Origin of the sequence: Nocardia sp. PE-7 (assembly GCF_030486425.1) — a bacterium.
In the GTDB taxonomy this organism is placed as follows: Bacteria; Actinomycetota; Actinomycetes; order Mycobacteriales; family Mycobacteriaceae; genus Nocardia; species Nocardia salmonicida_A.
Map to the genome: position 1 here is coordinate 3660266 of NZ_CP129614.1, position 24759 is coordinate 3685024.

The 24759-nt window shown below is 67.0% G+C and carries 29 protein-coding genes and 1 pseudogene; 13 read left to right on the top strand and 17 right to left on the bottom strand.

What is annotated here, in order from left to right; all coding sequences use genetic code 11:
• Positions 1–21 precede the first annotated feature (21 nt).
• The 5 genes from QX204_RS17305 (at position 22) to QX204_RS17325 (ending at position 3199) form a co-directional block, all read left to right on the top strand.
• Positions 22–738, top strand: a complete 717-nt coding sequence (locus QX204_RS17305; protein WP_301900767.1) for a phosphodiesterase — start codon at positions 22–24, stop codon at positions 736–738.
• Between the two features lie 128 nt (positions 739–866).
• Complete coding sequence (locus QX204_RS17310; RefSeq protein ID WP_301900768.1) at positions 867–1277, top strand: hypothetical protein; 411 nt, start codon at positions 867–869, stop codon at positions 1275–1277.
• Between the two features lie 199 nt (positions 1278–1476).
• On the top strand, positions 1477–2433 hold the full coding sequence (locus QX204_RS17315; protein WP_301900769.1) for a YihY/virulence factor BrkB family protein: 957 nt from the start codon (positions 1477–1479) through the stop codon (positions 2431–2433).
• Between the two features lie 110 nt (positions 2434–2543).
• Positions 2544–2942 (top strand): DUF3618 domain-containing protein, encoded by a 399-nt coding sequence (locus tag QX204_RS17320; RefSeq protein WP_301900770.1) that lies wholly within the window; start codon positions 2544–2546, stop codon positions 2940–2942.
• Positions 2939–3199: a DUF4235 domain-containing protein gene (locus QX204_RS17325; protein WP_301900771.1), complete on the top strand. Its 261-nt coding sequence runs from the start codon at positions 2939–2941 to the stop codon at positions 3197–3199. The genes QX204_RS17320 and QX204_RS17325 overlap by 4 nt, the downstream gene beginning before the upstream one ends.
• A 365-nt stretch (positions 3200–3564) precedes the next feature.
• Here the strand turns inward: QX204_RS17325 and QX204_RS17330 are convergent, their stop codons facing one another.
• Positions 3565–3750 carry a hypothetical protein gene (locus tag QX204_RS17330; protein WP_301900772.1) on the bottom strand — a complete coding sequence of 62 codons (186 nt, stop codon included), beginning with the start codon at positions 3748–3750 and terminating at the stop codon, positions 3565–3567.
• Positions 3751–4011: 261 nt separating this feature from the next.
• Between QX204_RS17330 and QX204_RS17335 the strand changes: the two genes are divergently transcribed.
• Entirely contained in the window at positions 4012–4479 is a 468-nt protein-coding gene (locus QX204_RS17335; RefSeq protein WP_301900773.1) for an SRPBCC family protein, read from the top strand.
• A gap of 105 nt (positions 4480–4584) precedes the next feature.
• Here the strand turns inward: QX204_RS17335 and QX204_RS17340 are convergent, their stop codons facing one another.
• The gene (locus QX204_RS17340) at positions 4585–5019 is read right to left on the bottom strand and encodes an STAS domain-containing protein (protein ID WP_301900774.1); all 435 of its coding nucleotides are present in this window, start codon (positions 5017–5019) and stop codon (positions 4585–4587) included.
• Between the two features lie 353 nt (positions 5020–5372).
• Between QX204_RS17340 and QX204_RS17345 the strand changes: the two genes are divergently transcribed.
• Positions 5373–6317 carry a helix-turn-helix domain-containing protein gene (locus tag QX204_RS17345; RefSeq protein WP_301900775.1) on the top strand — a complete coding sequence of 315 codons (945 nt, stop codon included), beginning with the start codon at positions 5373–5375 and terminating at the stop codon, positions 6315–6317.
• Positions 6318–6339: 22 nt separating this feature from the next.
• On the opposite strand, the gene QX204_RS17350 is transcribed toward QX204_RS17345, so the two are convergent.
• Positions 6340–6753, bottom strand: coding sequence for an ATP-binding protein (locus QX204_RS17350; RefSeq protein ID WP_301900776.1), 414 nt, complete (start codon positions 6751–6753; stop codon positions 6340–6342).
• A 287-nt stretch (positions 6754–7040) separates the two neighbouring features.
• On the opposite strand from QX204_RS17350, the gene QX204_RS17355 reads away from it, so the two are divergent.
• Positions 7041–7397, top strand: a complete 357-nt coding sequence (locus QX204_RS17355) for an STAS domain-containing protein (protein ID WP_056809524.1) — start codon at positions 7041–7043, stop codon at positions 7395–7397.
• On the opposite strand, the gene QX204_RS17360 is transcribed toward QX204_RS17355, so the two are convergent.
• From QX204_RS17360 to QX204_RS17390, 7 genes are all read right to left on the bottom strand, one after another.
• A complete protein-coding gene (locus tag QX204_RS17360; RefSeq protein WP_056809526.1) occupies positions 7394–7855 on the bottom strand; it encodes a response regulator in 462 nt (153 codons plus the stop codon). The genes QX204_RS17355 and QX204_RS17360 overlap by 4 nt on opposite strands.
• Positions 7852–9474, bottom strand: coding sequence for a sensor histidine kinase (locus tag QX204_RS17365; RefSeq protein ID WP_367620134.1), 1623 nt, complete (start codon positions 9472–9474; stop codon positions 7852–7854). Before QX204_RS17365 ends, QX204_RS17360 begins: the two co-directional genes overlap by 4 nt.
• Positions 9471–10715, bottom strand: coding sequence for a PP2C family protein-serine/threonine phosphatase (locus QX204_RS17370; protein ID WP_301900777.1), 1245 nt, complete (start codon positions 10713–10715; stop codon positions 9471–9473). The genes QX204_RS17365 and QX204_RS17370 overlap by 4 nt, the downstream gene beginning before the upstream one ends.
• Before the next feature lie 223 nt (positions 10716–10938).
• Entirely contained in the window at positions 10939–11553 is a 615-nt protein-coding gene (locus QX204_RS17375) for a class I SAM-dependent DNA methyltransferase (RefSeq protein ID WP_301900778.1), read from the bottom strand.
• On the bottom strand, positions 11550–12302 hold the full coding sequence (locus tag QX204_RS17380) for a PIG-L deacetylase family protein (protein ID WP_301900779.1): 753 nt from the start codon (positions 12300–12302) through the stop codon (positions 11550–11552). The genes QX204_RS17375 and QX204_RS17380 overlap by 4 nt, the downstream gene beginning before the upstream one ends.
• On the bottom strand, positions 12284–13249 hold the full coding sequence (locus QX204_RS17385) for an acyl-CoA dehydrogenase family protein (RefSeq protein ID WP_301908026.1): 966 nt from the start codon (positions 13247–13249) through the stop codon (positions 12284–12286). Before QX204_RS17385 ends, QX204_RS17380 begins: the two co-directional genes overlap by 19 nt.
• 62 nt (positions 13250–13311) lie before the next feature.
• Complete coding sequence (locus tag QX204_RS17390; protein ID WP_301900780.1) at positions 13312–14007, bottom strand: glycosyltransferase family 2 protein; 696 nt, start codon at positions 14005–14007, stop codon at positions 13312–13314.
• Between the two features lie 247 nt (positions 14008–14254).
• Between QX204_RS17390 and QX204_RS17395 the strand changes: the two genes are divergently transcribed.
• The 3 genes from QX204_RS17395 (at position 14255) to QX204_RS17405 (ending at position 17101) form a co-directional block, all read left to right on the top strand.
• Complete coding sequence (locus QX204_RS17395) at positions 14255–15379, top strand: DUF6670 family protein (protein WP_301900781.1); 1125 nt, start codon at positions 14255–14257, stop codon at positions 15377–15379.
• Between the two features lie 121 nt (positions 15380–15500).
• Positions 15501–16469, top strand: a complete 969-nt coding sequence (locus QX204_RS17400) for an SMP-30/gluconolactonase/LRE family protein (RefSeq protein ID WP_301900782.1) — start codon at positions 15501–15503, stop codon at positions 16467–16469.
• A gap of 128 nt (positions 16470–16597) precedes the next feature.
• Positions 16598–17101 carry an SRPBCC family protein gene (locus tag QX204_RS17405; protein ID WP_301900783.1) on the top strand — a complete coding sequence of 168 codons (504 nt, stop codon included), beginning with the start codon at positions 16598–16600 and terminating at the stop codon, positions 17099–17101.
• Between the two features lie 40 nt (positions 17102–17141).
• Here QX204_RS17405 and QX204_RS17410 read toward each other — a convergent pair whose 3' ends face one another.
• The 5 genes from QX204_RS17410 to QX204_RS17430 all read right to left on the bottom strand — a co-directional run bounded on the left by QX204_RS17410 (position 17142) and on the right by QX204_RS17430 (position 22344).
• Complete coding sequence (locus QX204_RS17410) at positions 17142–17372, bottom strand: hypothetical protein (protein WP_301900784.1); 231 nt, start codon at positions 17370–17372, stop codon at positions 17142–17144.
• A gap of 34 nt (positions 17373–17406) precedes the next feature.
• Positions 17407–19125: an alpha/beta hydrolase gene (locus QX204_RS17415; protein WP_301900785.1), complete on the bottom strand. Its 1719-nt coding sequence runs from the start codon at positions 19123–19125 to the stop codon at positions 17407–17409.
• A gap of 354 nt (positions 19126–19479) precedes the next feature.
• On the bottom strand, positions 19480–20445 hold the full coding sequence (locus QX204_RS17420; protein WP_301900786.1) for an alpha/beta hydrolase: 966 nt from the start codon (positions 20443–20445) through the stop codon (positions 19480–19482).
• A gap of 39 nt (positions 20446–20484) precedes the next feature.
• Positions 20485–21198, bottom strand: a complete 714-nt coding sequence (locus QX204_RS17425; protein WP_301900787.1) for an alpha/beta fold hydrolase — start codon at positions 21196–21198, stop codon at positions 20485–20487.
• Positions 21199–21327: 129 nt separating this feature from the next.
• Complete coding sequence (locus QX204_RS17430) at positions 21328–22344, bottom strand: GlxA family transcriptional regulator (RefSeq protein ID WP_301900788.1); 1017 nt, start codon at positions 22342–22344, stop codon at positions 21328–21330.
• A gap of 79 nt (positions 22345–22423) precedes the next feature.
• Between QX204_RS17430 and QX204_RS17435 the strand changes: the two genes are divergently transcribed.
• Complete coding sequence (locus tag QX204_RS17435; RefSeq protein WP_301900789.1) at positions 22424–23038, top strand: TetR/AcrR family transcriptional regulator; 615 nt, start codon at positions 22424–22426, stop codon at positions 23036–23038.
• Between the two features lie 187 nt (positions 23039–23225).
• Complete coding sequence (locus tag QX204_RS17440; RefSeq protein WP_301900790.1) at positions 23226–23543, top strand: hypothetical protein; 318 nt, start codon at positions 23226–23228, stop codon at positions 23541–23543.
• Positions 23544–23557: 14 nt separating this feature from the next.
• Here the strand turns inward: QX204_RS17440 and QX204_RS17445 are convergent.
• Positions 23558–23971 (bottom strand): annotated as a pseudogene (locus tag QX204_RS17445) (prolyl aminopeptidase); the annotation flags it as partial.
• A 192-nt stretch (positions 23972–24163) separates the two neighbouring features.
• Entirely contained in the window at positions 24164–24703 is a 540-nt protein-coding gene (locus QX204_RS17450; protein ID WP_301900791.1) for an AAA family ATPase, read from the bottom strand.
• Positions 24704–24759: the final 56 nt, after the last annotated feature.

The following is a 24759-nucleotide window of genomic DNA, read 5'->3' on the forward strand; positions in this document are numbered from 1 at the left end:
CGTGACAGGAGACCAGCGCCGATGATCGATAGGCACAGTATTGCCGAACTGCCGACCACCGTGGTCCGTACCGCGTTCCAAACGGGGGCGCGGGTTCGGCACGCACGGGTGTTCCACCCACGCGGCATCCGCCTCGCGGGCCGGTTCCATGCCACCAGCGACTACGTGCGCTGGTTCGGCCCCGGCGACCGAGCGGTCATCGCCCGGGTATCGAAAGGCGTCGGCAGCCCCGGCGGGGTACCCGATGTGCTCGGGCTGGCCTTCCGGGTCCTCGATCGCGACGAGCGCCCCTGGGACTTCGCGCTGGCAACGACCGGCACCAGCACGCTGGGCCGGTTCGTCATCACCCCCGCCCGCGCCTGGTCCAGCGCCCGTTTCGGCACGCTCCTGCCCTACCGATTCGCCGACGAGTCACCGGTCTGGCTGTTCGCCGAACCGCTCGACACCGACGACCTACCGGATACGGCGTCCTTGCGAGCCCTCGACGATCACCTCGACGACCAGGTGATCCGGTTCTCGCTCGTCGCCGACGGGATCGGCCGCCCACCCGAGATCGTCGGCGAACTCGACCTGCGGCGAGCCAACCCCGGCGAATACCGCACCGACTTCTTCGATCCGATCCTCAACCGACCGGCTGACGTCACGATGATCCCTCGAGCCGTGAACTGGCTGCGCGAAAGTGCCTACACCGGCAGCCGCCGCGGCCGTAGCGACGACGATGCCCAGCCCGCGACCTGAGCGGAGAAACGTGTAATTGCTCTCACAGCACGGTGTTTCGCAGGGCGATCTCCGATTCGGGTCCCGAGACGCGGGCATTCGACCGGTGAACCACTTCGTGTTCACGGATGAAAGAGAGCCCGATACTCATGAGGCGAAACCGCCGTCGCGTCCACCAGGCGGGTCGCCTCGCCCTGGTGGGCGGTCTCATCTCGGCGGGTGTTGTCGCCTGCGCGACGACGACCGGATCGCCGGGCCCCGGCGGCGACTCCGCAGCGGCGAACGGGCCGGTGATCAGCGCGGCCGCCGGTGCGCAGTTGTGCGACACGATGTGGGCCGATCTCGCCGGCTGGCGTGAACAGGGCAGCGCCATCGCTCGCGTGAGGTTCAACGGTGTCGTCCACCTGTGGGCACTGCGCAACGGTGCGATCAATATCGCCGTCGCCCGCCACCGCGACGCGATCGACGCGGTCACGCGCGATCAGTGCCCCAACGCACGCCGACAGGTCGCGCAGATCATCGACACCGTAGATCTGGCCTCGGGACTCGTCGGATTCTGATTTCGCGGCTCGGCACCGCGCAGTACGGCCGGAAACATCTTCTACGCAGTCACTCTCGGTCTTCTGACGTGAGAGTGCTTGCAGCGCTGGCACGTTGCCTGCGACCTCGGCCGAAGGCGAACTCACGCAGGGAACGGAACGGACCACCGTTTCACTCCGTGGATACCGGGTAAACGGCCGACGATCAGGAGGGACGTGGATGGTGGAGAGTGTTGCCGAGCGCGAGCCCGTGCCGCAGGACTGGTCGCAGGGACCCTCCGCGCTGCGGTGGCGGTCGTGGTGGGGCGTGTTGCGCCGCACCACGACCGAGTTCATGGAAGACAACGTGACCGATTGGGCCGCTGCGCTCACCTACTACAGCGTGATGTCGATATTTCCCGGCATCATCGTGCTCACCGCGTTGCTCGGGCTGCTCGACCCCTCGGCGACCGACTCGTTCGTCCAGACCATCGAGCAACTGGGCCCCGGTCCCGGCACCGAACTGCTCGTCGACGCCATCCGGGAGCTGCAGGGCTCCCGCTCGCTGGCAGGCCCACTGGCGATCATCGGTGTGGTGACGGCGCTGTGGACGGCCTCGGGCTACATCGGGGCCTTCATCCGGGCCTCCAACACGATCTACGACACCGAAGAGGGCCGGCCGATCTGGAAGACGCTGCCGCTGCGCGTCGGGCTGACCGCGGTGATGGTGTCGCTGATCGCGCTGTGCGTGGTCGGGGTGCTGTTCACCGGCAGGTTCGCCGAAGCGGCGGGTGAGTGGCTCGGCGTCGGCTCGGTCGGCGTGCTGATCTGGGACGTCGTCAAGTGGCCGGTACTCGCCGTGCTGGTCAGTCTCGGAGTCGCCCTGCTGTATTGGGCCGCGCCCAATGCGCAACAGCCGGGATTCCGGTGGCTCTCGCCGGGCAGTGTGCTCGCGGTGCTGGTGTGGATCGCCGCCTCGGCCGGCTTCACCCTCTACCTGGCGAATTTCGGGTCCTACAACAAGGTGTACGGCTCGCTGGCCGGCGCCGTCGCTTTCCTGGTGTGGCTGTGGCTCAGCAATGTCGCGGTGCTGCTCGGTGCCGAATTCGACGCCGAACTGGCTCGCGGACGCCGCATCGAACAGGGCCAGCCACCCGACCAAGAACCCGTCCTCCCCCCGCGCGACTCACCCGAATAGGGAGGCAGCACAGAGGGAACCGCTCGCGGCGCCGGAATCGTAGACGCAGACCAGGGATGCGATGCCGAGCGTCGAGGAAGACATCGAGATCATCAAGGAAGGGAGCAAGCATGAACGAGCCCTACGATCCGGAGGCACTGCGCCGGGACCGCGAACAGGCACGGCAGGAACTCGGCGAGACCGTCGCCGAGTCGACCGACGAGCTGGACGTACCCGCACGCGCGAAGGACAAGGTCCCCGACGCGGCCGAGGACCGGGTGACCGACGCCAAATATGAGGTACTGGCCGCCGCCGACCAGGTGCGGGACAAGGCAGAACAGGTGCGGGCCGTCGCCGAAAAGAAGACCCGGCACGCGGCCGAGAAGGTCGAGTCCTCAGTTCCCGAGCCGGTGACCGAACGTGGCAAGCAGGCGGCCGAGGTGGCTCGCCGGAATCCGGTGCCGGTGGCCGCGGCCGCGATCTCCGCCACGGCCCTGATCTGGTGGCTGGCACGGCGGCGTCGGTCATGAAGACGCTCTACCGACCCCTCGGCATGGCCGTCGGGGTGCTCGGCGGCATCGCCGCCGGGGCGGTGTTCAACCGAGTCTGGGGTGTGGTGGCCGGCGGCGAGCGACCGCCATCGGCGACCGCCCGCGACCACACCTGGCGTGAGGTTCTGCTCGCCGCCGCACTGCAGGGCGCGGTCTTCGGTCTGGTCAAGGCTGCCGTGGACCGTGCGGGCGCGACCGGCTACAAGTCCCTGACCGGGACCTGGCCGACCGACTGACACGCCACCTGACGACAAGTCCCGCGCATTCGGTTTGGACCTGATGTGCTGGGGTATCTGCCGATTCGCAGATCGAACCACAGACCGCCGCCGGGGACGGGATGGCCGAACTCCTGACCGGCCGGCGGGCGGTTGCCGGGGCCAGCGCGTCCCGTCCGGACGCTGACCCAGTCGACGGTCCCGGCAACCGCCAACCACCCGAGGTCCGACCGAACCACGTGCGCGGACTTACGGATTCGACCCTGCCACAGCGACGATCACCGCTATCGACGGCGCGGTCATAGTGTCGATAGCGGATCGCATCCCGGCGCCGGACGGCCTCACGCATGCATCGCCGACAGCGGTTCGATCAGACGGACGAGAGGTCAGTCCTCGCCCTGAGTCCCGGTACGTCGACCGGATTCGTCGTTCCCGGTGGTGGGTCCATGCTGCCCCGCGACCCTGATCGCCGACGCCGCATCGCCGTGTAGATGCCGCGCGGCGACGTCACCGTCGTTATCGGCGATCGCGATGTCCCGACGCCACTGAGCGACGATGTCCAGGGGTTCCATGAACTCCTCCTCCGACGATATGGTGAACGGCTCGCGGCCGACGGCCGCACGGTCGTGTTACCTCGAAATCCGCAGCCCAAACCGCGCATCCGAATTCCGTGCGCCCGGCAAGGCAGTCGCGCCTCGATTGGCTCCTGTTTGTGTTTTCGGGCCCCGGGTAGGCAGTCACTGTACGAGTTGCAGGGCCTCGAAGGCTTGCAGCTGTGACCGAATCCAGTCTGTGACGGCTAAGACGCAGGCAGGCTGGGGAAGGAGTACCCGTTGAGCACGGTAGCCGCAACTGTCGATGTGGACGTCCCGATCCGTACGGCCTACAACCAGTGGACGCAGTTCGAGACCTTTCCGCAGTTCATGGAAGGAGTCGAGCAGGTCAGTCAGCTCGACGACCGTCACACCCACTGGCGCATCCACGTCGGCCCGTCGACACGAGAGTTCGACGCCACCATCACCGAACAGCACCCGGACGAGCGAGTCGCGTGGAAATCCGACAGCGGACCCGACCATGCCGGAGTCATCACATTTCACCGGCTCGACGACACCCATACCCGTATCACGGCGCAGATGGATGTCGACCCACAGGGTTTCGTCGAAACCGCTGCCGACAAACTGGGCGTGCTAGAGCACCGGGTGAACGGTGACATGAAGCGCTTCAAGCAGTTCATCGAAAGCGAGGGTCGCGCAACCGGAGCGTGGCGCGGCGACATCCCGCGCCCCGACGCCGGGATCTGACCGGCTCCACGCTGACGGCAGCGGCCAGGACTCCCCTGTCCCCCTGCCCGAACAGAACGCCCCGCACTCGGTCCGAGTGCGGGGCGTTCGTGATCGGCCGATCGATCAGGCGGCGGAACGCGGACCGGCGGTCGCGGCAAGGGCCGTGGCGAGATCCGGATGGATCGAAATCCACTCCGTCATTCCGGCGAGGTCGATCACGCGCGCGATGGTCGTGGTAGCACGCCCGTCGGCGAGATGCATTCCGATGCCGCGTCGGTCCAGATGCTGGGCGAGATCGGTGAGGACCGTCACGGCACGGACCGACAGAAACGTGACCTCGTCCAAGTCGACGACGAGATGTCCCCCCTCGGCGGAGTCGGGGACAGCGGACTCGAGCAGGTTGCGCCAGCGCGGGAGGGTATAGGCGTCGATTTCCCCGCGAGCATGGAGCACGATGACCTGTCCTGCGGACTCCGCGACGGCGTCCAAGCGGCGGCAGAGATCGGCAGCCGGGTCGTCGGCTGCGGGCGAGCGGGTTTCGTCGGGACGATTGTTCAAAAGACTCGATTCTTCAGCACCATGGAGCAGTGCATTGCCAACAGTCCTGTGGGCTCAAGATCGGGCCGGCTACCTATTCCAGCACGCGGCCCGGCAAACCGCATGGTTCCGGGACTGTCCCGACACCCCTTTGTTCGCTATCGGTCCTGAATCGCGGTGATCCGCTTTCGTATTTCGTCTCGGTGGCCTGGGTGCCGAAAGAGCGACACGCAGGGCGCCGAGGGTGAAACAACGGGTGCGTCGCCAATTATCGAGCCGGTAATATGGCGGATGAGTAGCCATCGGGCGCGGTTGTCCGGCGCCCCGCCATCCCTGCCGTGCCCCCGGTACCGTGTGTCCACGGAGGGAGCGTCGTGCAGAGCCTGAATTTCGAGAGCGACGACCTGGCGGTGACCGAGGAGTTCCTCAGCAACGCCTACACCAGGGTGCAGATCAGCAATCACGGCCCACACCAGGTGCGCACCCGGATCCGTCGCGAAGTTCTCGGTTCGATCAACTTCGACCAGCTCGATATGGGTTTCGACATGGCCTACGACGCCGACCCACTGGGTCGGGTCTGCCTCGTCACCGTCCACAGCGGCCGGATCGAGGAGAACTATCATGATAGCGGCCCCGACACCTTCACCCCCGGACAGACAGGCCTGCTCACCCCTCCCGACCTGCCCTACTCGGGTGTCATCCGAACCAGCCGCTACGGCATCACCATGTTCGACCCCGCGATCCTGGACCGTGTCGCCACCAACGAGGGCGGGCAACGAGTGCGGGTAGACGGGCACCGGCCTGTCACGATCGCGGCCGGAAACCGGCTGCGGCGGGTGCTCACCCATCTGCAGCAGATCGCCGCGGACCCCGACGCAGCGAACAGCCCGCTCACCGTCACGACAGCCTCGGATTACCTCGCCGCGACGGTGCTGGCCACGATGTCGACGACCGCCGACAACGAGCCGAACGCCATCGATCGCCACGACGCGCACCCCCATACGGTGCGGCGCGCCATCGCCTATATGGAGTCGCATCTGGGTGAGAGAATCGCGATCACCGACATCGCGGCGGCGACCTTTGTCACTCCCCGCGCCTTGCAGCTGGCCTTCCGCCGTCATCTGGACACGACGCCGCTCGAGTACCTGCAGCGACTGCGGCTGTCGGCGGCACACGAACAACTCGGCGCCGCGCTGCCGGGTGACGGCCAGACTGTCGCGACCATCGCCTACCGGTGGGGTTTCACCCATCCCGGCCGCTTCGCCACGGCTTACCGCCACCGCTACGGTCGACCACCGAGGCAGACCCTGCGCGAATGAGCGCTACGTAGGTCAGGGCCGCTCAGGCCCGAGCGAACCGCATGTCCACCACGGTGCCCGCCGCCGATGTGCTGACCTCGAATTCACTGCTGAGCGCTCGCATGATGCCCATCCCACGCCCACGTGACTGATCGGTGTCCGGGTCGGGTGCCAACCAGCTCCCCCCGTCGGTCACGACGGTGTGGACGTGGGTCTCGGTGAGCACGGCCGAAACACGTACGGTGCCGCCGTCGCCACGGTGACCGTGCTCGACGGCGTTGGTACACGCCTCACCGACGGCGAGCACTATGTCGTATGCCGCGTTCGGGTCGACCGGCACCTCCGCCAGCCAGGCCTGCAGCGCGTGACGTACTTCGGCCAACCTCGCGGCGTCTGCCGAGAAATCGATCTCGAACGGCTTCACGGCGCTGTCCTGCCGAGATGGGTGCGTCGTCACCTGATGCCTCCCTCTTCATCTCGACGTCCAACGAATCCACGAGAACCCCCGCGCCATTGGCAGTACCCGTGCACTGCGCGGGTATGCCACTTCAGGGGGTGAGAATGCCCTCCCACGGCGGCCCGGTGGATACGTCCGAGCCAGGGTACCCCGGTGCTGCGCAACGGTTTGTGGCCCGAGCGGATGGGGTAGGTTGCTGGGGCAAGAATCGCTCGCTCATTCGCCGAACCGGCGAAGCTAGAGGTAAGAGGTAGAAAAGTGGCGAATCGCAACCGGGGAGACCTTCGGTGAGTGTAGAAGGCGGCTTCCGAGACCTCGACGTGCAGACACGGGCACAAGACGACTTCGAAATCCTTACCGTTCGTGGGGAGGTGGATATGGCCTCGGCGCCCCAGCTCCAGGCGGTGCTGGAGAAGGCCCAGCAGGGCGGCAAGACGCTGGTGGTCGATATGACCCAGGTCGGCTTCCTCGGCTCGGCCGGGCTCAGCGCGTTGCTCGTCGTGTCCAAGGCAGCGCCCTACCAGCTGCGCGTGGTCGCCTCCCGCGAGGTGGCGCGACCGATCGAACTGACCGGGCTCGACAAGCTGCTCGCGGTCTACGGCACCCTGGAAGCGGCGATCGCCGCGGAGCCGAACGCGCACTAGGTCCGAGGTCGCGGCTCCCGCACGCGCGGGAGCCGCACGACCTGGACGAAGAACTCATCGATCTGCCTGATCGCGGCGATGAACTGATCGAGATCCACCGGCTTGGTGACGTAGGCGTTCGCATGCAGTTTGTAACTGCGCAGAATGTCTTCCTCGGCCGCCGAGGTGGTGAGCACGACCACGGGAATGTGGGACAGCTCCGGATCGGCCTTGATCTTCTCCAGCACCTGCCTGCCGTCGTACTTGGGCAGATTCAGATCCAGCAGGATCAGATCCGGGCGTGGCGCATCGACGTACGCGCCGGTGCGATAGATGAAGTCCAGCGCCTCCTGGCCGTCCCTGACCACATGTAGCGTATTGCCGATCTTGTTGTCCTCGAAGGCTTCCCGCGTCATCAGTTCGTCGCCGGGGTCGTCCTCGACGAGCAGGATGTCGACCGGCTGGCCGGGATCGGTCATGCGAATACCTCGTTCTCGATGGGTACAGCGGTGGTCGCGGGCGCAGCCGCCCGCAGGGTGAAGCACAAGCGGGTGCCGTCACGATAGTCCGTGTCGAGCCAGATCCGGCCGCCGTGGAATTCCACGATCTTCTTGCACACGGCCAGTCCGATGCCGGTGCCGCCGTAGGCATCTCGCGGATGCAGGCGCTGGAAGATGACGAAGACCTTTTCCGCGAATTCGGCCGCGACGCCGATTCCGTTGTCCGACACCGAGAACTCCCATTCCTCGGGGTCGTCGGCGTTGGGCGCACATGTCACCCGGACCACAGGAGTCAGGTCGGGCCGGCGGAATTTGATCGCGTTGCCGATGAGGTTCTGCCACAACATGGCCAACAGGGTCGGTTCCCCCACGAGCTCCGGCAGCGCCTCCGGCCGCTCGATCACAGCCTCGGTTTCCTCGATGGTCGCCGACAACGCGGCCACCGCCTCGTCCAAGGTCTGATCGAGGGCCACCGGCTCGGTGCCCTCCGACATCCGGCCGACGCGGGAGAAGGTGAGCAGGTCGTTGATCAGCACCTGCATGCGTTTGGCGCCGTCGACGGCGAAGTCGATGTACTGCTTGCCGCGATCGTCGAGTCGGTCGCCGTAGCGCTTCTCGAGCAGCTGGCAGAACGAGGCCACCTTGCGCAGCGGCTCCTGCAGATCATGGGACGCGACGTAGGCGAACTGCTCCAATTCGGTGTTGGAACGGCGCAGTTCCTCGGCCTGGACGTCGAGATCCTGCTTCTGCCGCAGCAATACCGCTTCCTGGACGCGTGTGGAGTCGAGCTCGGCGACGATGTGGTGGCGCATGTTCTCCACCGCCTCGCACACCAACGCGATATCGGAAGGGCCGACGGCATCGATATGCGCGTCGAACTCCCCCGCGGCCACCCGCCGCGACGACTCGGTGAGATAGCCCAACGGCCGCACAACCAGTCGCCGTACCAGAACGGTGAGCAATACCCCGGTCAGCAGGAACACCGCCACGGTGCCCGACAGCACGATGTTGCGCGTGGTGCGTGCGCTTGCCAGCTCGGCGGAATCGCTGTCGACGACCGCGACGAGATGGTCGTTCTGCGCCGCGAAGGTACCGCGCACGGCATCGAAGAGCGCCTTTCTGCGCACCGCTCCCGTGGCCGCGTCGATGCCGATGCCCGTGCGAGACGACACCGCCCCGGTCGCCGGGTCGGTGAAGTCGGCCTGCCACCGCTGGGCGGCGAGGTCGACCGCGGCGAGGTCGGCGAGCAATACCGGATGCTCGACCAGCAGCTCCCGCAGGCGGTCCCCGGCTCGGGTCTGCTCCTGTCGCCCTCGGTCGTAGGGCTCGAGGAACTGCGAGTCGCCGGTGATGGCGTAGCCGCGGATGCCGGTCTCTTGATTCAGCAGCGCACCCTGCAGCCGATAGGCTTCGGTGACCGCGGGCAGGGTTTCGGAGAGCAGACGGTCGGTGACCCGGTTGGTGTGCGCGATGACCTGCGCGCCCGCTGCGGCGCCGAAGATCGCCAGCAGGATCATCAGCACGAACACGAGCTGGAACCAGCCCTGTGCCGTCATCTTGCGGACAGTCCCCGACCGGGCCGATGTACTACTCGTCACGTCATCCGCCTCATCGCATCACTCCACCGCAAATACAGGATCGCCACATCGTCATCCAAACCGCCTGCCGCCGACGACAGCTCCGCGACCTGCCCGATCAGCGCGTCGACGAAGGCCTCGGGCCGCTCGGCGGGCAGTGTTTGTGCCAATTCGAACAATCCGTCCTCGCCGAGCCGGGTGCTGCCGTCGCCGACGCGTCCTTCGAACAGTCCATCAGTGAACAGCATCAGCCCGGCGTCGTCCGTCAGTGCCACCTCGTTAGCGGGCCACTGCGCGTAGCCCGGGACGAACCCGAGGGCCGGTCCGCCCGGGACCTCGACCCAACTCAATCCGGCGCCGGTGCACCGCAGCATGCCGGGATGACCCGCGCGGCGGACCGACACCTGTCGGGTCGCCGGATCGAGCACCAAGCTCGTCGCGGTGGCGAAGGTTTGCTGGTCGGCGCGCTCGGCGAGCAGCACTTCTTCGAGCAGGTTCAGTTGCCTGACGCCGGTGACACCGCTGAGCACCAGCGTGCGCCACGCCAGCCGTAGGGCGACCCCGGTCGCCGCGGCATCGGGACCGTGGCCGGAGACGTCACCGATGATGGCGTGCACGACGCCGGCCGGGTCCTGGACCACGTCGTAGAAGTCACCACCGAGCAGTGAGTGGTCACGACCGGGCCGATACCGCGACACCACCTCGACCGCGGGGTCGGCGCCCAACAGCGGCCTCGGCAACAGTCCGCGTTCCAGCCGGGAGTTCTCCTGTGCCCGCATCTGACTGGCCTGCAGGGCCGCGCTGGTGAGTTCGGCCTGCTTGCGCTGGATCGCGTACCGCACTGCGCGCCCGAACAATTCCGGGTCGACCCGCCCCTTGACCAGGTAGTCCTGCGCACCGGAGGCCAAAGCGGACAGTCCGGTGCGCTCCTGGTCGAGCCCGGTCATCACCACGACCGGGACCTGGTCGTTCTGATCCCGGATCCCGGCCAGCGCCTCGAGTCCGTGCGCATCGGGCAGATGCAGATCGAGCAGCACGCAATCGGGGACGTCAACGCTCAGTCGGTCGCCGGCCTCGGTCAGGGTGCGTACCCAGTCCAGGTGCGGGCGCGGGGACAGATCGGCGACCATCTCCTCCACCAGCAAGGCGTCGCCGGGATCGTCCTCGACCAGCAGTATGTTGAGTTGACGCCGCGATCCGGGCCCGGCCGCGAAGAGATCGGCGTTCAACGCGTCACTGCGCACCACGACCACCGCCGGCACAGCCGAGAGTCGCCTGCTCGCGCCACATCAGACTTACCCCTCCCCACCTGGACAGTACAAAACCCAGGGTGTGCACGAAAGCCTCCGATCACAGGCGCCTACTGCGCGAACTGACTCCGCCGGCCGGTTGCTGGACCGAAAGTAGTACCGAGGATGCTAGCCGATCGCCCCGACACCCATGCCCGCGCGGGATTCCCCTCCCGACACCGGAAAATCGCCTGGATCAGACGAGGCCCTCGACCTCGGCCACCGAGGGTGGAATCCGGGTCGACGCCGCGAACACGTCGATGAGCAGGTCCTCGTCCTCGTAATGGGCGGAGGCCGACAGACCTGCTGTCTGAAGGCCGATCGCGTGGACGTCGTCGCCGGTCTGCGGGTAATCCGCCACGACGTGGCGCCAGTGCGCGCACAGCAGGGTGCCTCCTGGCTCCAGGTGCGTCACGGCTTGTTCGAAGACCTCGCGCAGACTCGCGGGGTCGAGGTAATAGCAGACTTCGCTCAAGACGATGAGATCGAAATCCTCAGCCGCCCAACGCTGTCCCAGACCCCACAGCCGGAACTCCACCGGTGCGTGGACCAGACGCGATCGCGCGGCGTCGAGGGCACGCTCAGCGATATCGGTACTCACCAGTTGATCGCAGCGCTCGGCCAGTTCTTCGGTGAGCACACCGATGGAGCAGCCGGGCTCGAACCCTCGTCGATAGTGCGCCTTCGGCAACATCGCCATCGTCAACGCGCGTTTGCGCCGCTCGTACCAGCGGGTGGTGAAGCGCCACGGGTCGTCGTCGTGGGCGTACAGCCGATCGAAATAGCCCGGCGGCATAGGTGTTTCGTTCACTGGAAGAAGACCTCGTCGGGTGCGGTGAACCGCTGGAGGACATGCGCGGGCAGGACGGGACGATCGGCCGGATGATCCGACAGCGGGCGGATCTGGGTGCGATGTTGCGCCATCGCCCGCGCCTTGGCGGCGACCGCCGACGGTGACAACGGCAGGGCGAGGGCGTTTTCCGAGGCCACCCGCGCATGCTCCGGGCTGCCCCAGTGCCACATCCACACCGGGTACTCGAGCAGTTCGGTCGCGGTGTTGCCGCAGGCCGTGGCGGCGGCGCGACCGACGGCTTCGTGGTCGGGGTGGCCGTCGTGGCGCCAGGTGGCCGCGCACCGCACTCCCGGCCCACCGAGGTGGGACAGGACATAGGTGAGCAGATCGGTGAGCTCGGCCTCCTGCTCGGCGACGCCGCCGTCGGGCATACCGAGCCGCATCGGCGCTCCGGTAGCGAGTTCGTAGGCCGCGTTCTGCGATTCCTCGATACGCAGAGCGGCCAACTCGGCGGGGGTGTGGGTGGGTGAGCCCGGGTGCGAGGTCTCTCCGTCGGTGACCGCGATCAACGTCACCGGGATGTCGGCGGATCGCAGCTGCGCGATGAGCCCGCCCGCTCCGAGCACCTCGTCGTCGGGATGCGGCGCGACGACCACGAGGTGTCGCCAGCCGTGGATGCGAAGTTCGGGTCGACTCGCCCGCCACGACGCCCAGACACTTTCGCCTGCGCCGGGACCTTGCGTATCGATCAGCGGCCGGGTAACCATGTGAACTCCTTTTCCGCCTGGTCACGGCCGAGGGCGGCCAGATCGCGTTCGGCATGACTCTGGCGCAGGTACACGGTCAGGTCCGCGACCCGGCGGGCATGGGCGCTGTCGCCGCACAGCGGTCCCGCGCCGAGCGCGCGCCCGACGCGGTCCAAGGTCTCGGTCGCCGCGTGCTCGACCACCGCACGCACGGTCCGGGCGCGGATTCGACCGTCACCGGCGGTGTCGCGCGGATCGGCGTCGATCGCGTGCGCGGCGTCGGAGAGGCCGGTGCGAGCGGCGGACAGCGCCGCGGTGACCGCACCCAGGTGGGCAAGGGCATGGTCGTCGGCGCGTCCGGCGGCCGCGTGCCGATGCAGCGGTTCGGCGACCGCGCACGCGCTGCCGTACCAGCACGCGGCGACGCCGATGGCGCCGTGCCAGAATCCGGGACGGCTCAGGTACTCGCCGGGAACACCGACTATCCTGGCCGCGGCGTTGTCGAAATCGACCGCACCGGAATCGGATTCGCTCATTCCGACCGCAGGCCAGGTATCGGGCACCGGCTGGGCGACAGCACGGTCGAGTGGCACCGCGAACAGCGCTCGCTGCTCGTCCGCGACGGCTGTGACCAGCGCGTGCGTGCACATGCTCGCACCTGAACACCACAGCTTGCGTCCGTCCAGTACCCAACCGTCGGACACCGCGCGTGCGCGCAGTACCGGGGAAGGCGGTTCCGCGGCCCACACGCCCCAGATCTCGCCGGACGGCGCGGCGGGACGGTCCGCGTCCACGCCACCACCGCCGAGCTCGGCCATGATCGCCACGGCATCGGCGTGGGCCTCGGCCAGTCGGCCGAGAACTGTGTCCTCATAGGCGATTTCGGCCAGGGCACGCCATCGCTCGAGGGTTCGTCCCGAACCCGGCAACGGCAGATCCAGCCGTCCCGAGCTCGCGAGCGACTTCATGGCCGCCGCGATCCGTGGCTCGGCTGTCGCGTGTGGGCCGACGGCGGGACTGTCCACCGATGTCACGAGACCTCCTGCGGCTCGTCACGTCCCAGCCTGCGCAGATGCTCGGCGAATCCGTGCGGCGCGCGACCCCTTCGCCGGGCCGACGTCGTGACGCGGACGTCCTCCGCCCAGGCGATCCTGGCCCCGGCGGCGTGCAGCCGGACGGCCAGGTCGACGTCCTCGCCGGTGCGCAAGGCGCGGAAACCGCCGACTCCCCAGTACGCGTCGGCCCGGAAGCCGAGCGCGGCGCCGTGGAGATGACCGTGACCGTCCGGCCCGTGTGCCCGGTATTCGCGCTCGTAGATCCGTCGGGTCTGCGCCGAGTGCGCGTCCCACTGCTGCACCGCCACCACGCCCGCCACCACCTCGAAACCCTGTCGCGCGTAATCGAGTTGGGCCGACAACCAGGATTCTTCGACCTCGGAGTCGGCGTCGGTGGTCGCGAACCAGGTTCGGGCATCGCACGCCGCGCCCGCGTGCTCGAATCCTCGTCGCCGCGCGGCCCCGACATTGCGCTCGCTGATCGTCAGTATGTCGGCAGCCGAAGCGACCCGTGCCGAGCCATCGGTGCAGGCGTCGAGCACGAGTTGCACACGCACCGGAACGTCGACTCGGCGCACGGCACGTTCCAGCGCCGCGAGACACCGCGGAAGCAGTCGCTCCTCGTTACGGGCCGGAACCACCACGATCACCCGGTCGATGTCACCGCTCATGACGCGGTACTACACACCGCGACCAACGACTGATTCATGAGATACGTCTACCCGCCTTTACCCGGGACAAACAGCCACGAGCAGGTCCATCGATGCGGTCGCACCGGTGGCGCGCCGCTTGACGGCTCGGCATCTCGCGCGTAATTTACCAATCAGTCAATTGTAACCGTGACCATAAGTAACACATACATGTGACCCGGACCGGCAGGCACGAGCCAGACGGTCCAGCAAAGGAGCAATGGCGCTCATGGAACACTCCACGGAACTTTCGCAGCCTCCCGCCGCCGACCGTCGATCGCGCGTACTCGATCGCCTCGCGCACCCGATACTCGACGCCGTCCTGCCGCGTATCGACTCGCGCATTCCGGGGTCGACCACGGCTTTCGAAACCCCGGCGATGATGAAACCGCACGCTGCGTCCCGGCGATGGGCTTGGACGCACTACGGGGTGTTCCTCCCCGAGCTACCCGGACCTCACCGATACCTGAACACCATGACCTTGATCGGCGCGACCGGTGCGCTGGCCTTCGACAACGACTACCTCGCCGCCGACGATGCCCGCGACACGGCCACCGTGCTGTCGTCCACCGCCGCCGACGGACAGCACCACTACCGCGCCTACGACACCGGTCGCGATTGCTCTTTCGCCGAGGACGGCTCCCGCCTCGACTGGGGCCGCGACCTCAGCATCACCGGAGCCTATCCCCACTTCCACGTCCGCGGTCACTACGACAATTTCGAGGTCAGCCTCGACATCCATGCGACAGAACAGGTTTCGTGGTTCGTTCGTACTCCCCTGTACGACCACCTCAGCCTGCTCGCGACCGCCACCGGAACGCTGACCGACGACACCGGCGCCACCGTTGCCATCGAACAGACGCTGTGCACGTTCGAATACGCCCGTTGCATGTCACCGCAAGCGCTGACCGCACAGGCCCTCTCCACCCGACGCAAACTCCCCGTCGACTTCTTCACCTATCAGATCATCAACCTCAACAGCTCGACCCAGGTGCTGCTCACCGAGGTGCGCGCCGCCGGCGCGGTCGCCTGCCTGCTCGCGTACGTGCGGTGCCTCGACGGAACAACACGCGTATACGACGATGTCGCCATGACGGTCCTGTCCTATCAGGAGCACCCGCAGGTCGATCCACGCGGCCGCACGATGCGGGTCCCCCAGCGACTTCGGTGGCGGGTGCGCGACGCGGCCGGTGCGCAGATCCTGACGTTCGACGCCGAAGTCGACAGCCCGCTGCGCTACGGGCACGGCCGCGGCTACGTCGGTGCCTATACCTACCGAGGGACCTGGCAGGGCCGGCGTCCGGTCACGGGTAGCGGTTACCTGGAATGGATCGACTGCGAGGCGGGACAGTAGGAAACTCTTCGCGGCGGGACGTCCGGCAGCGGAAACGACTGCCGGCCGGGCGTCCCGTCGCGCACACCGCGGTAACCCCCCTAGGCTGGGGTCGATCCCGTCGACGACGCCGCCTGCACCGGTGGCCGAGCTACCGGGCCACCGGCTCGACCCCGAGGAACCGATGACCTTCTCCCGCACCGCGTCTCGCGCACTCGCCGCGATGGCGGTCACCGCGACAGCCGCCGTCCTTCCCGTCGCGAATACCGCGTCCGCCGAACCGGTTTCGTGTCCGCAATGGACTCGCCACACCGTCGCGGCGGGCTACGGGATTCTCGAGAACCTCGGATTCGACGGTCGCGGAAACCTGCTGCTGGCCGAGCAATCGGCCACCGGATCAACCGGCTCCCTGCAACGCCTCGGTGCCGACGGCGCGAGGTCTGTCGCGGTCGACGGTATCGACGGCCCCGGCGCCATCCTGGTCGTCGGCGACACCGCGTACTTCACGACGGGCAATACCGCCACCGCCGCACTCAGTGGCCGCACCGACGGCACGATCGGCGCACTGCACCTCGCCGGCGGCACCGTGACGACGGTGGCCACCGGCCTGACGATGCCGAACGGGTTGGCGCAGTTGCCGAACGGCGATTTCGTCGTCAGCAGGGATATCGGCGCGGGCACCCTGACCCGCGTCACCGCCGACAACATAGCGGCACCGTATGCGCCGTCGCTGAGTTCCACCAACGGCCTCGCGTTCGACCGACAACGCCACCGGCTCATCGTCTCGACCACATTCGACCCCACCTCGGTGGTCGCCGCCGTCGACTACGCCGACCCCGACAGCCCACCGCGACAGGCCGTGATTCCGGGCGTCGGACCGCTGAACTCGGCCGATGATCTGACCGTCGGCCCGGATGGCAAGGTCTACGTGGCACTGAACGTGGCGGGCACTATTCAGCAGGTCGATGTGGACACCGGCCAGACCTGCGCGATCGCGACCGGTCTGCCCTTGTCGTCGTCGGCACGGTTCGGATCCGGACCCGGATGGGACCCGAACGCGTTGTACGTCACCAGTTTCCTCGGCACGGTCACCAAGCTCACACCGCCCTGATTCCTCCGCGAGTCGATCACCAGCGGGGTTTGTCCGATCAGGACGTCTCATCCTGGGGATAGCCGCTGTCGCCATCGGTCGACGCACTGACATCGGAGGCACCCGCTCGGTCGGATAGGTTCGAGTCCATGAGTCGCACCACGACCGTCCTCGACAGCATCGACATCGCTGCCGACCCGGTGTCTGTTTATCAGCAAGTCAGCGATCCGACACTGATGGGTCGGTGGAGTCCGGAGAACCGCGGAGCACGGGTCACGCAGGCGCGCGAGTCCACTTATGTGGGAATGGAATTCGAAGGGTTCAACAAGCGGGGGTTTGCTCGCTGGGTAACCCGCTGCGTGGTGATCGCGGCAGAGCCGGGGAAGGTGTTCGCGTTTCGCGTCGAGGCGATCGGCGTGCGACGGCCATGGCTTCGCGGCGGTATCGCGACCTGGGAGTACCGATTCGAGGCGGCCGACGGTGGTACCCGGGTCACCGAGACCTGGTACGACGACCGCAAGACCTGGCCGAACGCGGTGGTTCAAGTCTTCGACCGGATCGCCACCGGCGGCGACACCTTCGTGCAGTTCCAGCGCAAGAACATCCACCGGACCCTGCGCAACCTCAAGAAGCAGCTCGAGTCGACCGACTGAGCGACGCCCGGCACCGCCGACGACGGCGGCACCGTGAGACCTATTTACGGGCGCGGCGGGTGGTGAGAACCCCGGCGACCCACCCGACGATGAACATCGCCAACAGGATCAACCACATCGGGGAACTGATCGTGATCAACAGGAACTCGACGGATACCTTTCCTCTGTTCTCGAAAACGAAAATGATGGCCAGGATGCTCATTCCGATCGCGACCCATTGCGTCGGTGAGACGCGACGCAGCAGGGACGGCTTGTCGGCGGATGTGTTCACTGGAATCCTTCTCCTCTTCGGTATCGGATGGCGTTCACTCGGTGCCTCGCAGGATCTCGCGTAATCGCTCGGTGTCGGGCGCGGTCCAGTCGGGCGGTGCCAGGATCGCGGCCCAGGCATCGGCGATCACGGCCTGGAAGGTATGGCCGTGTCCGTCGGGCACGTCGACCGAGACAGCCATGTCCGCCGATACCTGCAGAAACGTCACCACGGGAATCCAGCGGGTGCTGGGCAGGACATCGCGACCACGTTCCTCGTCGAGCCAGTCCGGTTTCTGGAACAGCAGCTGCGGTGTCCACCAGGTGATCGGGTCGGAGGCGTGCTGGAGGTAGACCACTCTGGGCGAGCCCCACTCCCGCTCGGGGCGGGCGAGATCGGGTGCGTCGGCGACGAAACGCACGGTATTCCCGTCGCGGTAGATCGGCAGCCATTGCGGAGAACCCGGGTCGCGGCGCGCAGTGGCGTCGCGCCAGACCGGGTTGGTGGCGGTGGGACCGACGAACAGGACCCCGTCGGTGCGAGCCGCCATGTCCTGGATACCGGAGAACGCCGCTTCCCCACCGAAGGATCCGAGGCTTTCGCCGAAGACCACCAGCTTCGGCCGATCATCTACCGGCAGTGTGTCCCACTCGGCGTGAACAGCCTCGAACAATGCGCGACCGGCTTGGCGCGCACGTTCCTGGTCGACGACAAAGGACAGCCAACTCGGCAGATAGGAGTACTGCATGCTCACCAATGCGCTGTCACCGCCTGCCACATACTCCAATGCCGAGGCCGTCGACTCGTTGATCCACCCGGTTCCGGTGGTGGTCCCGATTCCGATGACCGAGCGTTCGAATCCCCCGGCACGGCGCAATTCGGCAACCGCGAGATCCGCTTCGGCACTGATGGTCTCCGCGGATTCCAGCCCGGTGTAGACCCGGATCGGCGTACGCGCGGGCTTTCCACTGAATGCGGTCAATTCGAGCGCGGTCGGCCCGTTGGACACGAAGATCTGCCCCTGCCTGCCCAGCGAGTCCCACGCCACCAGCGATCCGGGACCGCCGGAACGCTCCGCGACGACAGGTTCCTCCGTATCCGGCGCACTCTTCTCGTTGACGGCCTTGAACGTTTCGTTGAGCAGCGACATCGCGACGTCGGCCACCACCCCGTTGACCGCGAGGACGGCCACCACGGCGACCACCACACCGCCGAGCACCGTGGCGACGCGAGTGGGCATCACCCGCCCCAGGAGCCCACCGACCCATCGCGACAACGCCCAGCACCCCCGCGCCACCGCGATCAACACCGCGAACGTCACGACGGCGATCACCACGATGATCGGATAGGCATGCCAGGAAAGCCCGCTCACTCCCATGAGCGAACGCAGGTCGCGTTGCCAATCGGCGAACCATGCGAGGGCGGCGATCGAACCGAGGCCGGCGACGACTCCTAGCACCCACCACCATGCCGAACGGGTCGAGCTGGGCTGTCGGTGCAACATCCACCGCAGCAGCGCGGCGACCGCGACGCCGAGACCGTATCCGAACACCGCCGTGGCCCCGGTGACGATTCCTTGGAACAGCGGTCCTCTGGGAAGCAAGGACGGCGTCAGCGACAACCACACCAGTACCAACGCACCGACGGCCCCACCGAAGCTGAGCCCCCGACGCCCGGAGGCAGGTGCCGCGGAGTCCCCGACCCGGCGCGCGACCGGACTTTCCTGGTGGCGACCGGCGGCTGTGCCGCGAGACAGAGGATCCTCGGTACTCATGCGCGCGAGGGGTCGAGGGGCGGGAGGGTTCTCCGCGGTGGGCACGAAGTCGGCCCACCGCCCAGGCGCCGTTTTCGGGGGGCGCGCCCGGCTGGAGTCTCGGCGGTCCGATGTCGGTAGTACCCACGCGTGGAATTCATCTGTTCCCCTGTGATTCGACCGACGACTCACCGGCACACGCACTCACTGCCGAACCGGAGCCCGGCTACAGCAGTTCGGTGATGATACGACCGGATGCCACCGCAATCGGGGATTAACGGTGCTCGACACCGGCATGCGGCCGTGCTCGACCGTCACACTCTCACGCACGGCACGACGCGCAGCCGGGATCGCCTTGTCCGCCCTCGGAACCGGCTACGAAATCTCGAACGCGGCACGCAGGGTCGCGACTGCCTGGGCGACGGCAGCTTTGGCGGCGTGGGTGTCGTGCATCGAGTTGACCATCACGAAATCGTGGATGATCGCCCCGTAGCGCACCTGGGTGACCGGTACGCCTGCCGTGCGCAGCTTTCCGGCGAAGGCCTCGCCCTCATCGCGCAGCACATCGGCTTCACCGGTGATCACGAGCGCGGGCGGCAGTCCGGCCAGCTGCTCGGTGCTCGCCCGCAACGGCGACGCGGTGATCTGGGCGCGGTCCTGCGCACTGGTGGTGTACTGGTCCCAGAACCACTTCATACCCTCACGGGTGAGGAAATAGCCTTCCGCGAACTCCTGGTAGGAGCCGGTGTCGAAATTGGCATCGGTGACCGGGTAGAACAGCACCTGCTGCAGGAAGGAGACATCGCCGCGCTCCTTGGCCATCAGGGTCAGCGCGATGGCCATATTGCCGCCGACCGAATCGCCCGCGATCGCGATGCGTGACCGGTCGAGACCCTTCTCACCGCCATGAGCGGCGACCCATGTCGCGACGGCGTAGGACTGTTCGTTGGCCACCGGATACCGCACCTCGGGCGAGCGGTCGTATTCGGGGAACACCACGGCCGCGTGCACGCCGACGGCGAGGTCGCGCACCAGCCGGTCGTGGGTGTGCGCGTCACCGAACACCCAGCCCGCGCCATGGGTGTACACGATGACGGGCAACGTCTCGGTCGAGCCACGAGGCTTGACGATCCGCACCCGCACCGAGCCGGTCGGCCCACCTTCGACGGTGATCCACTCCTCGTCGATCTCGGGCTTGGAGATCGGCGAGTCCTGGACCGAATCCACCGCCTTGCGCCCCTCTTCCGGGGTCAGTTGGTACAGGAACGGCGGTTGCGATGTCGCGTCGACGAACTCCTGTGCTGCCTGCTCGAGCGGGAGACCCAACGGATTGCCTGACATGATGATGCCCTTTCTCGTAGTGGTGAACGGTGTTGCTGGTCAGCTCAATTCGGCGACAGCGGCGGTGATCACCTGTGTGACCTGCTCGGGGTGGGTCTGCATCACCAGGTGCGGTGCGTCGATCTCGATCACTGAGCGCAGGCCGGCCCGCTGGTACCCGAAGCGTTCGACGTCGGGATTGATCGTGTGGTCGGCGCTGGACACGATTCCCCAGCCCGGCTTCGTCTTCCACGCGGCGGCGGTGGCGGCTTCGCCGAACGCGATGGCCGAGAGGGGGCGCTGGGAGACCGCGAGCACCTGCGCCTTCACGGTATCGAGCCCGGCGGCGAATACCGCGGCGAACGCGTCGATGTCGACCGACACATCCGTTCCCGGTGCACCGCCGTCGGTCGGGTACGGCGTGTAGACCAGATTCGCCGCCAGATCCGAATCCGGAAAGCCGCCCTGCAACTGGCCGAGACTTTCGCCTTCATCGAGTGCGTATCCGGAGACATAGACCAGACCGACGACATTGTCGGCGACCCCGGCGACGGTGATGACCGCACCGCCGTAGGAGTGCCCGGCGAGTAGTACCGGGCCGTCGATCTGCTCGACGAAGGACTGGAGGTAGGCCGCGTCGGCGGACAGGCTCCGGTTGGAGATCGGCGGCGCCAGTACCCGATGACCGTCGGCGAGTAGCCGCTCGGTGACCGGGGACCAGCTGGACGCATCGGCGAAGGCGCCGTGCACGAGAACAATGGTCGGAGAGGACATCGGGTGATGCTCCAATGCTTGGCTTGCGTGGACGGGTGACGATCTCGTCGGGGCGGTTGCTGTACCCCGACTCAGTCTTCACCGCTCCCCCGTCGCGCGCCCCCCTCTACAGGCCGCAAAAGCCTCCGATCAGGACACGGCCCGCGTGTCGGCGACCTCGACCAGGGCGGTGGAGCCGGTGGAGCGGAACCTTTGCTGGTACTTGCTGGGCGATATGCCCAGCCGGGCGACGAACGCGCGCCGCAACGCTTCACTGCTGCCGTACCCCGCGGCCGTCGCCGCCGCTGTCACGCTGCACCCGGTGTGCAATATGTCCCTGGCCATGCCGAACCGGATGAACGCGACGTATTCGGCGGGCGAGCGTTCGAGTTCGGTGCGGAACAGTCGGGTCAGGTGCCGAACGCTGACCCTGGCATGGGCGGCCAGACTTTGCACCGTATGCGGAAAGGCGGGATCCGCGCAGATCAGATCGACGACGCCGCGCAGCAGGGGGCTGCGCGGCGTCGGCCCGCTCAGAGACGCCGAGAATTGCGACTGCCCGCCCGCCCGCTGCATGTACACCACCAGCGACTGCGCCACCTGGCGGGCGAGATCGGCTCCGTGGTCTTCCTCGAGCAGCGCGAGCGCGAGATCCACACCAGCCGCGACGCCCGCCGAGCTGTACAGATTGCCGTCGCGGACGAAGATCGCATCGGGATCGACCGCGACCGACGGGAATCGCCTCGCCAAGTCGGCCGCGAACTTCCAGTGGGTCGTCGCGCGCCTGCCGTCGAGTAGTCCGAGCTCTGCCAGCACATACGCCCCGCTACAGATAGACGCCACCCGCCGGGTCTTCCCGATCAGGTGCCGAGTCGCCGCCAGTAATTCGGGTGTCACGAACTTCGCGGGCGGCAGTTCGCTGCCGGGTATGACGACCGTGTCGAAGCGGTCGGCATCGGCCGCGGCGCAGCCGACCTGAACGCGCGCCCCGATCGAGGTCTGCACATCGCGGCCATCCGCCGAGATCAGGACTACTTCGTAGCGCGCCACGGCTTGATTCGCTTCGACGAACACCTCGGCGGGTCCGACGAAATCCAGCATCTTGACGCCGTCGAACACCAGCACGCCCACCCGCTTGCGGGGCGCTTCAGCGAATATTGGGGACATGGCAACCATTATTATGGAGTCACGCCTCCAGAACAAGCGGAAGGCGAGTGATCCGCATCCGGATTGGTACGGTGAGCGCATGGGACGGCCGAGACAGTTCGACGAAGCGGGCTTGCTCGCCGCCGCCGTCGAACTGTTCTGGTCGAAGGGCTTCGACAGCGCCTCGGTCGAGGAACTGTCCCGCGCGACCGGTGTCGGTAACGGCAGCATCTACGCCGCCTACGGCAATAAGCGCGGTCTGTTTCTCGCGGCATTCGAGCGCTACTGCGAGCGCCGGGCCCAGTTCGTCCGCGAGGTCGTACTCTCGACCCCCGGATCGGCGCGAGCAGCCGTGCGCGCCCTGTTCCAGGCGGTCATCGACGACTGCGCCGCGCATCCGGATCGGCGCGGCTGCCTGATGATCAACAGCATCGCCGAACTCGGCACCCGAATACCCGAAGTCGCCACCATCAGTACCCACGCCACCTCCGCGATGGAGCAGGGCGTGGCCGAACGGCTCGGTCTCGGCGCGCGGCGCGCCGGCGACGATATCGACGACTGCGAACTCTCGGCGCTCAGCGCCAACATCGTTCTGGTCTCCCAGGGCCTGATTCAATTGAGCCGCTTGGGAGTTCCGTCGCGACGACTACAGGAGATCGCCGGCGTCTCCAGCGCGGCCCTGCCTGCCGCCTGGGCCGATCACGCCCTCGCCTGAGGTCGTCGACGGGAACAGCAAACGCTCCTCGATCAGCCTCGCGTGCCGCGAATTGACAGACTATTCGATTGAAAGCACAGATCAAAAGCATCTCTAGGCCGACACCAGTACACCATCATGAACGTTGCGAGTAACACTTTCGACCCCTCAGCGATCTTTCAGACAACATCGATTTCAGGAGGTTCTCATGCTTTCTGCGAAGAGACTCGCCGCTAGTGCCGTTGTTGTCACCGCGACTGCTGCCGCTGCGCTCGTCGGTGGCGGCGTAGCCCGAGCCGACGTACCGGTCTGGCAGGCCAACTGCCACGTGTACAACATCTTCAATACCGGCGGGATGGCCAATTGTGAACTGCCGACCTGGCATCAGGTGAAACTCACCTGTGTCGCATGGCCTGTTCCGTTCGTCTACTGGAAGTACGGCCCCGCGCAGTACGGCCAGAACCAGTCGTGGGCAAGTTGCGACTCGCTCAACGCGTTGGTCGGCATCGAGGTCATCCAGGCGTAGTCCGGCTCGGCCGACTACCGCGGCGAATCCCCTGCCTCCCGTGCCGCCGCCCGGCCGACCCGATCGGTATCGAGCCGCGCGAAGCGGGCGACGGCGCGGGCGACGGCCTCGCCCATGGCGGGGCTGCCGGTGTGGCCGGAGTCGTCGATGATGTGCAGGCGGGCGTCCGGCCAGGCCCTCGCGAGCTCCCACGCGGTTTCGAGCGGGGCACTGAGATCGAGGCGGCCATGGATCAGTTCACCGGGAATCCCCGCCAGCCGCCCCGACTCGCGCAGTCGCACGCCTTCGTCGAGCCACGCCGCATGCGCGAAGTAGTGCGTGCAGATCCGAACGAAGGCCATCATGGCGGTGTCCGGCTTGGCGCTGTATTGCCCAGGGCTGCCGAGGGATTCGTGCGCGATCACCGCGTCCTCCCAGCGGCACCACTCGATCACGGCGCCCCCGCGTACTACCGGTCCGGGTGTTCCATCAGTTGCCGATGCACCCACGCCGATCGAACTGCACGATCCGAAAGACATTCGGATCGATCGAGGGAAAGGATGTCGCCATGGTTGCCGAGATCAGCGGCTCCCGACTGCCCACCAGGCGGTCGTCTGCGGAACTGACCGAGCGATCTCGCATCAGGCCAGCCGGTGCGTGCCGTCGGCCAGAAGCTGTCTGACCCGGTCGGCAGTCTGCTCGGTATCCAGGCCGCCGGTGTCGATCGTGTGTTTCTCGAGGTCTCCGATGTCGGAGAACGCTCCGTGCAAGCCACTGATCGCTTCCAGATCCGTCAGCTCGTCTCGCGCGCGTTGTCTCGCGCGGGACAGCGTGGTGGCCAAGTCAGGTCGCAGGACCACATAGGAAATGGTCGGCCCATAGTCGTCGGCGAGCGCCCGAAACTGCGGCAGGAACCATGGCCCGACAATGCCGTCGACGATGACGTCGTAGCCGCCGCGTGCGTAGGCCGCGACTGTCGCGACGATCGCCTCGATCACCACCTCGTTCTGTCGGTGCGATTCAGGAAGGAACGGCAGGACGAATCCGGTGCGGATCGACCGGTAGAACAGGTCGGTCTCGAGATGCACCGTCGGGGTACCCGCCGTATCGGCGAGAAGGCGGGCGACCGTCGTCTTTCCCGCAGCGGGTGGGCCGGTCATGAGGATCACTTCGCCACTCATGCACACGGACCCTAGCCAGCGCACCGGGCGAGAACCAGTCTTTTTCTTCTGCTCTT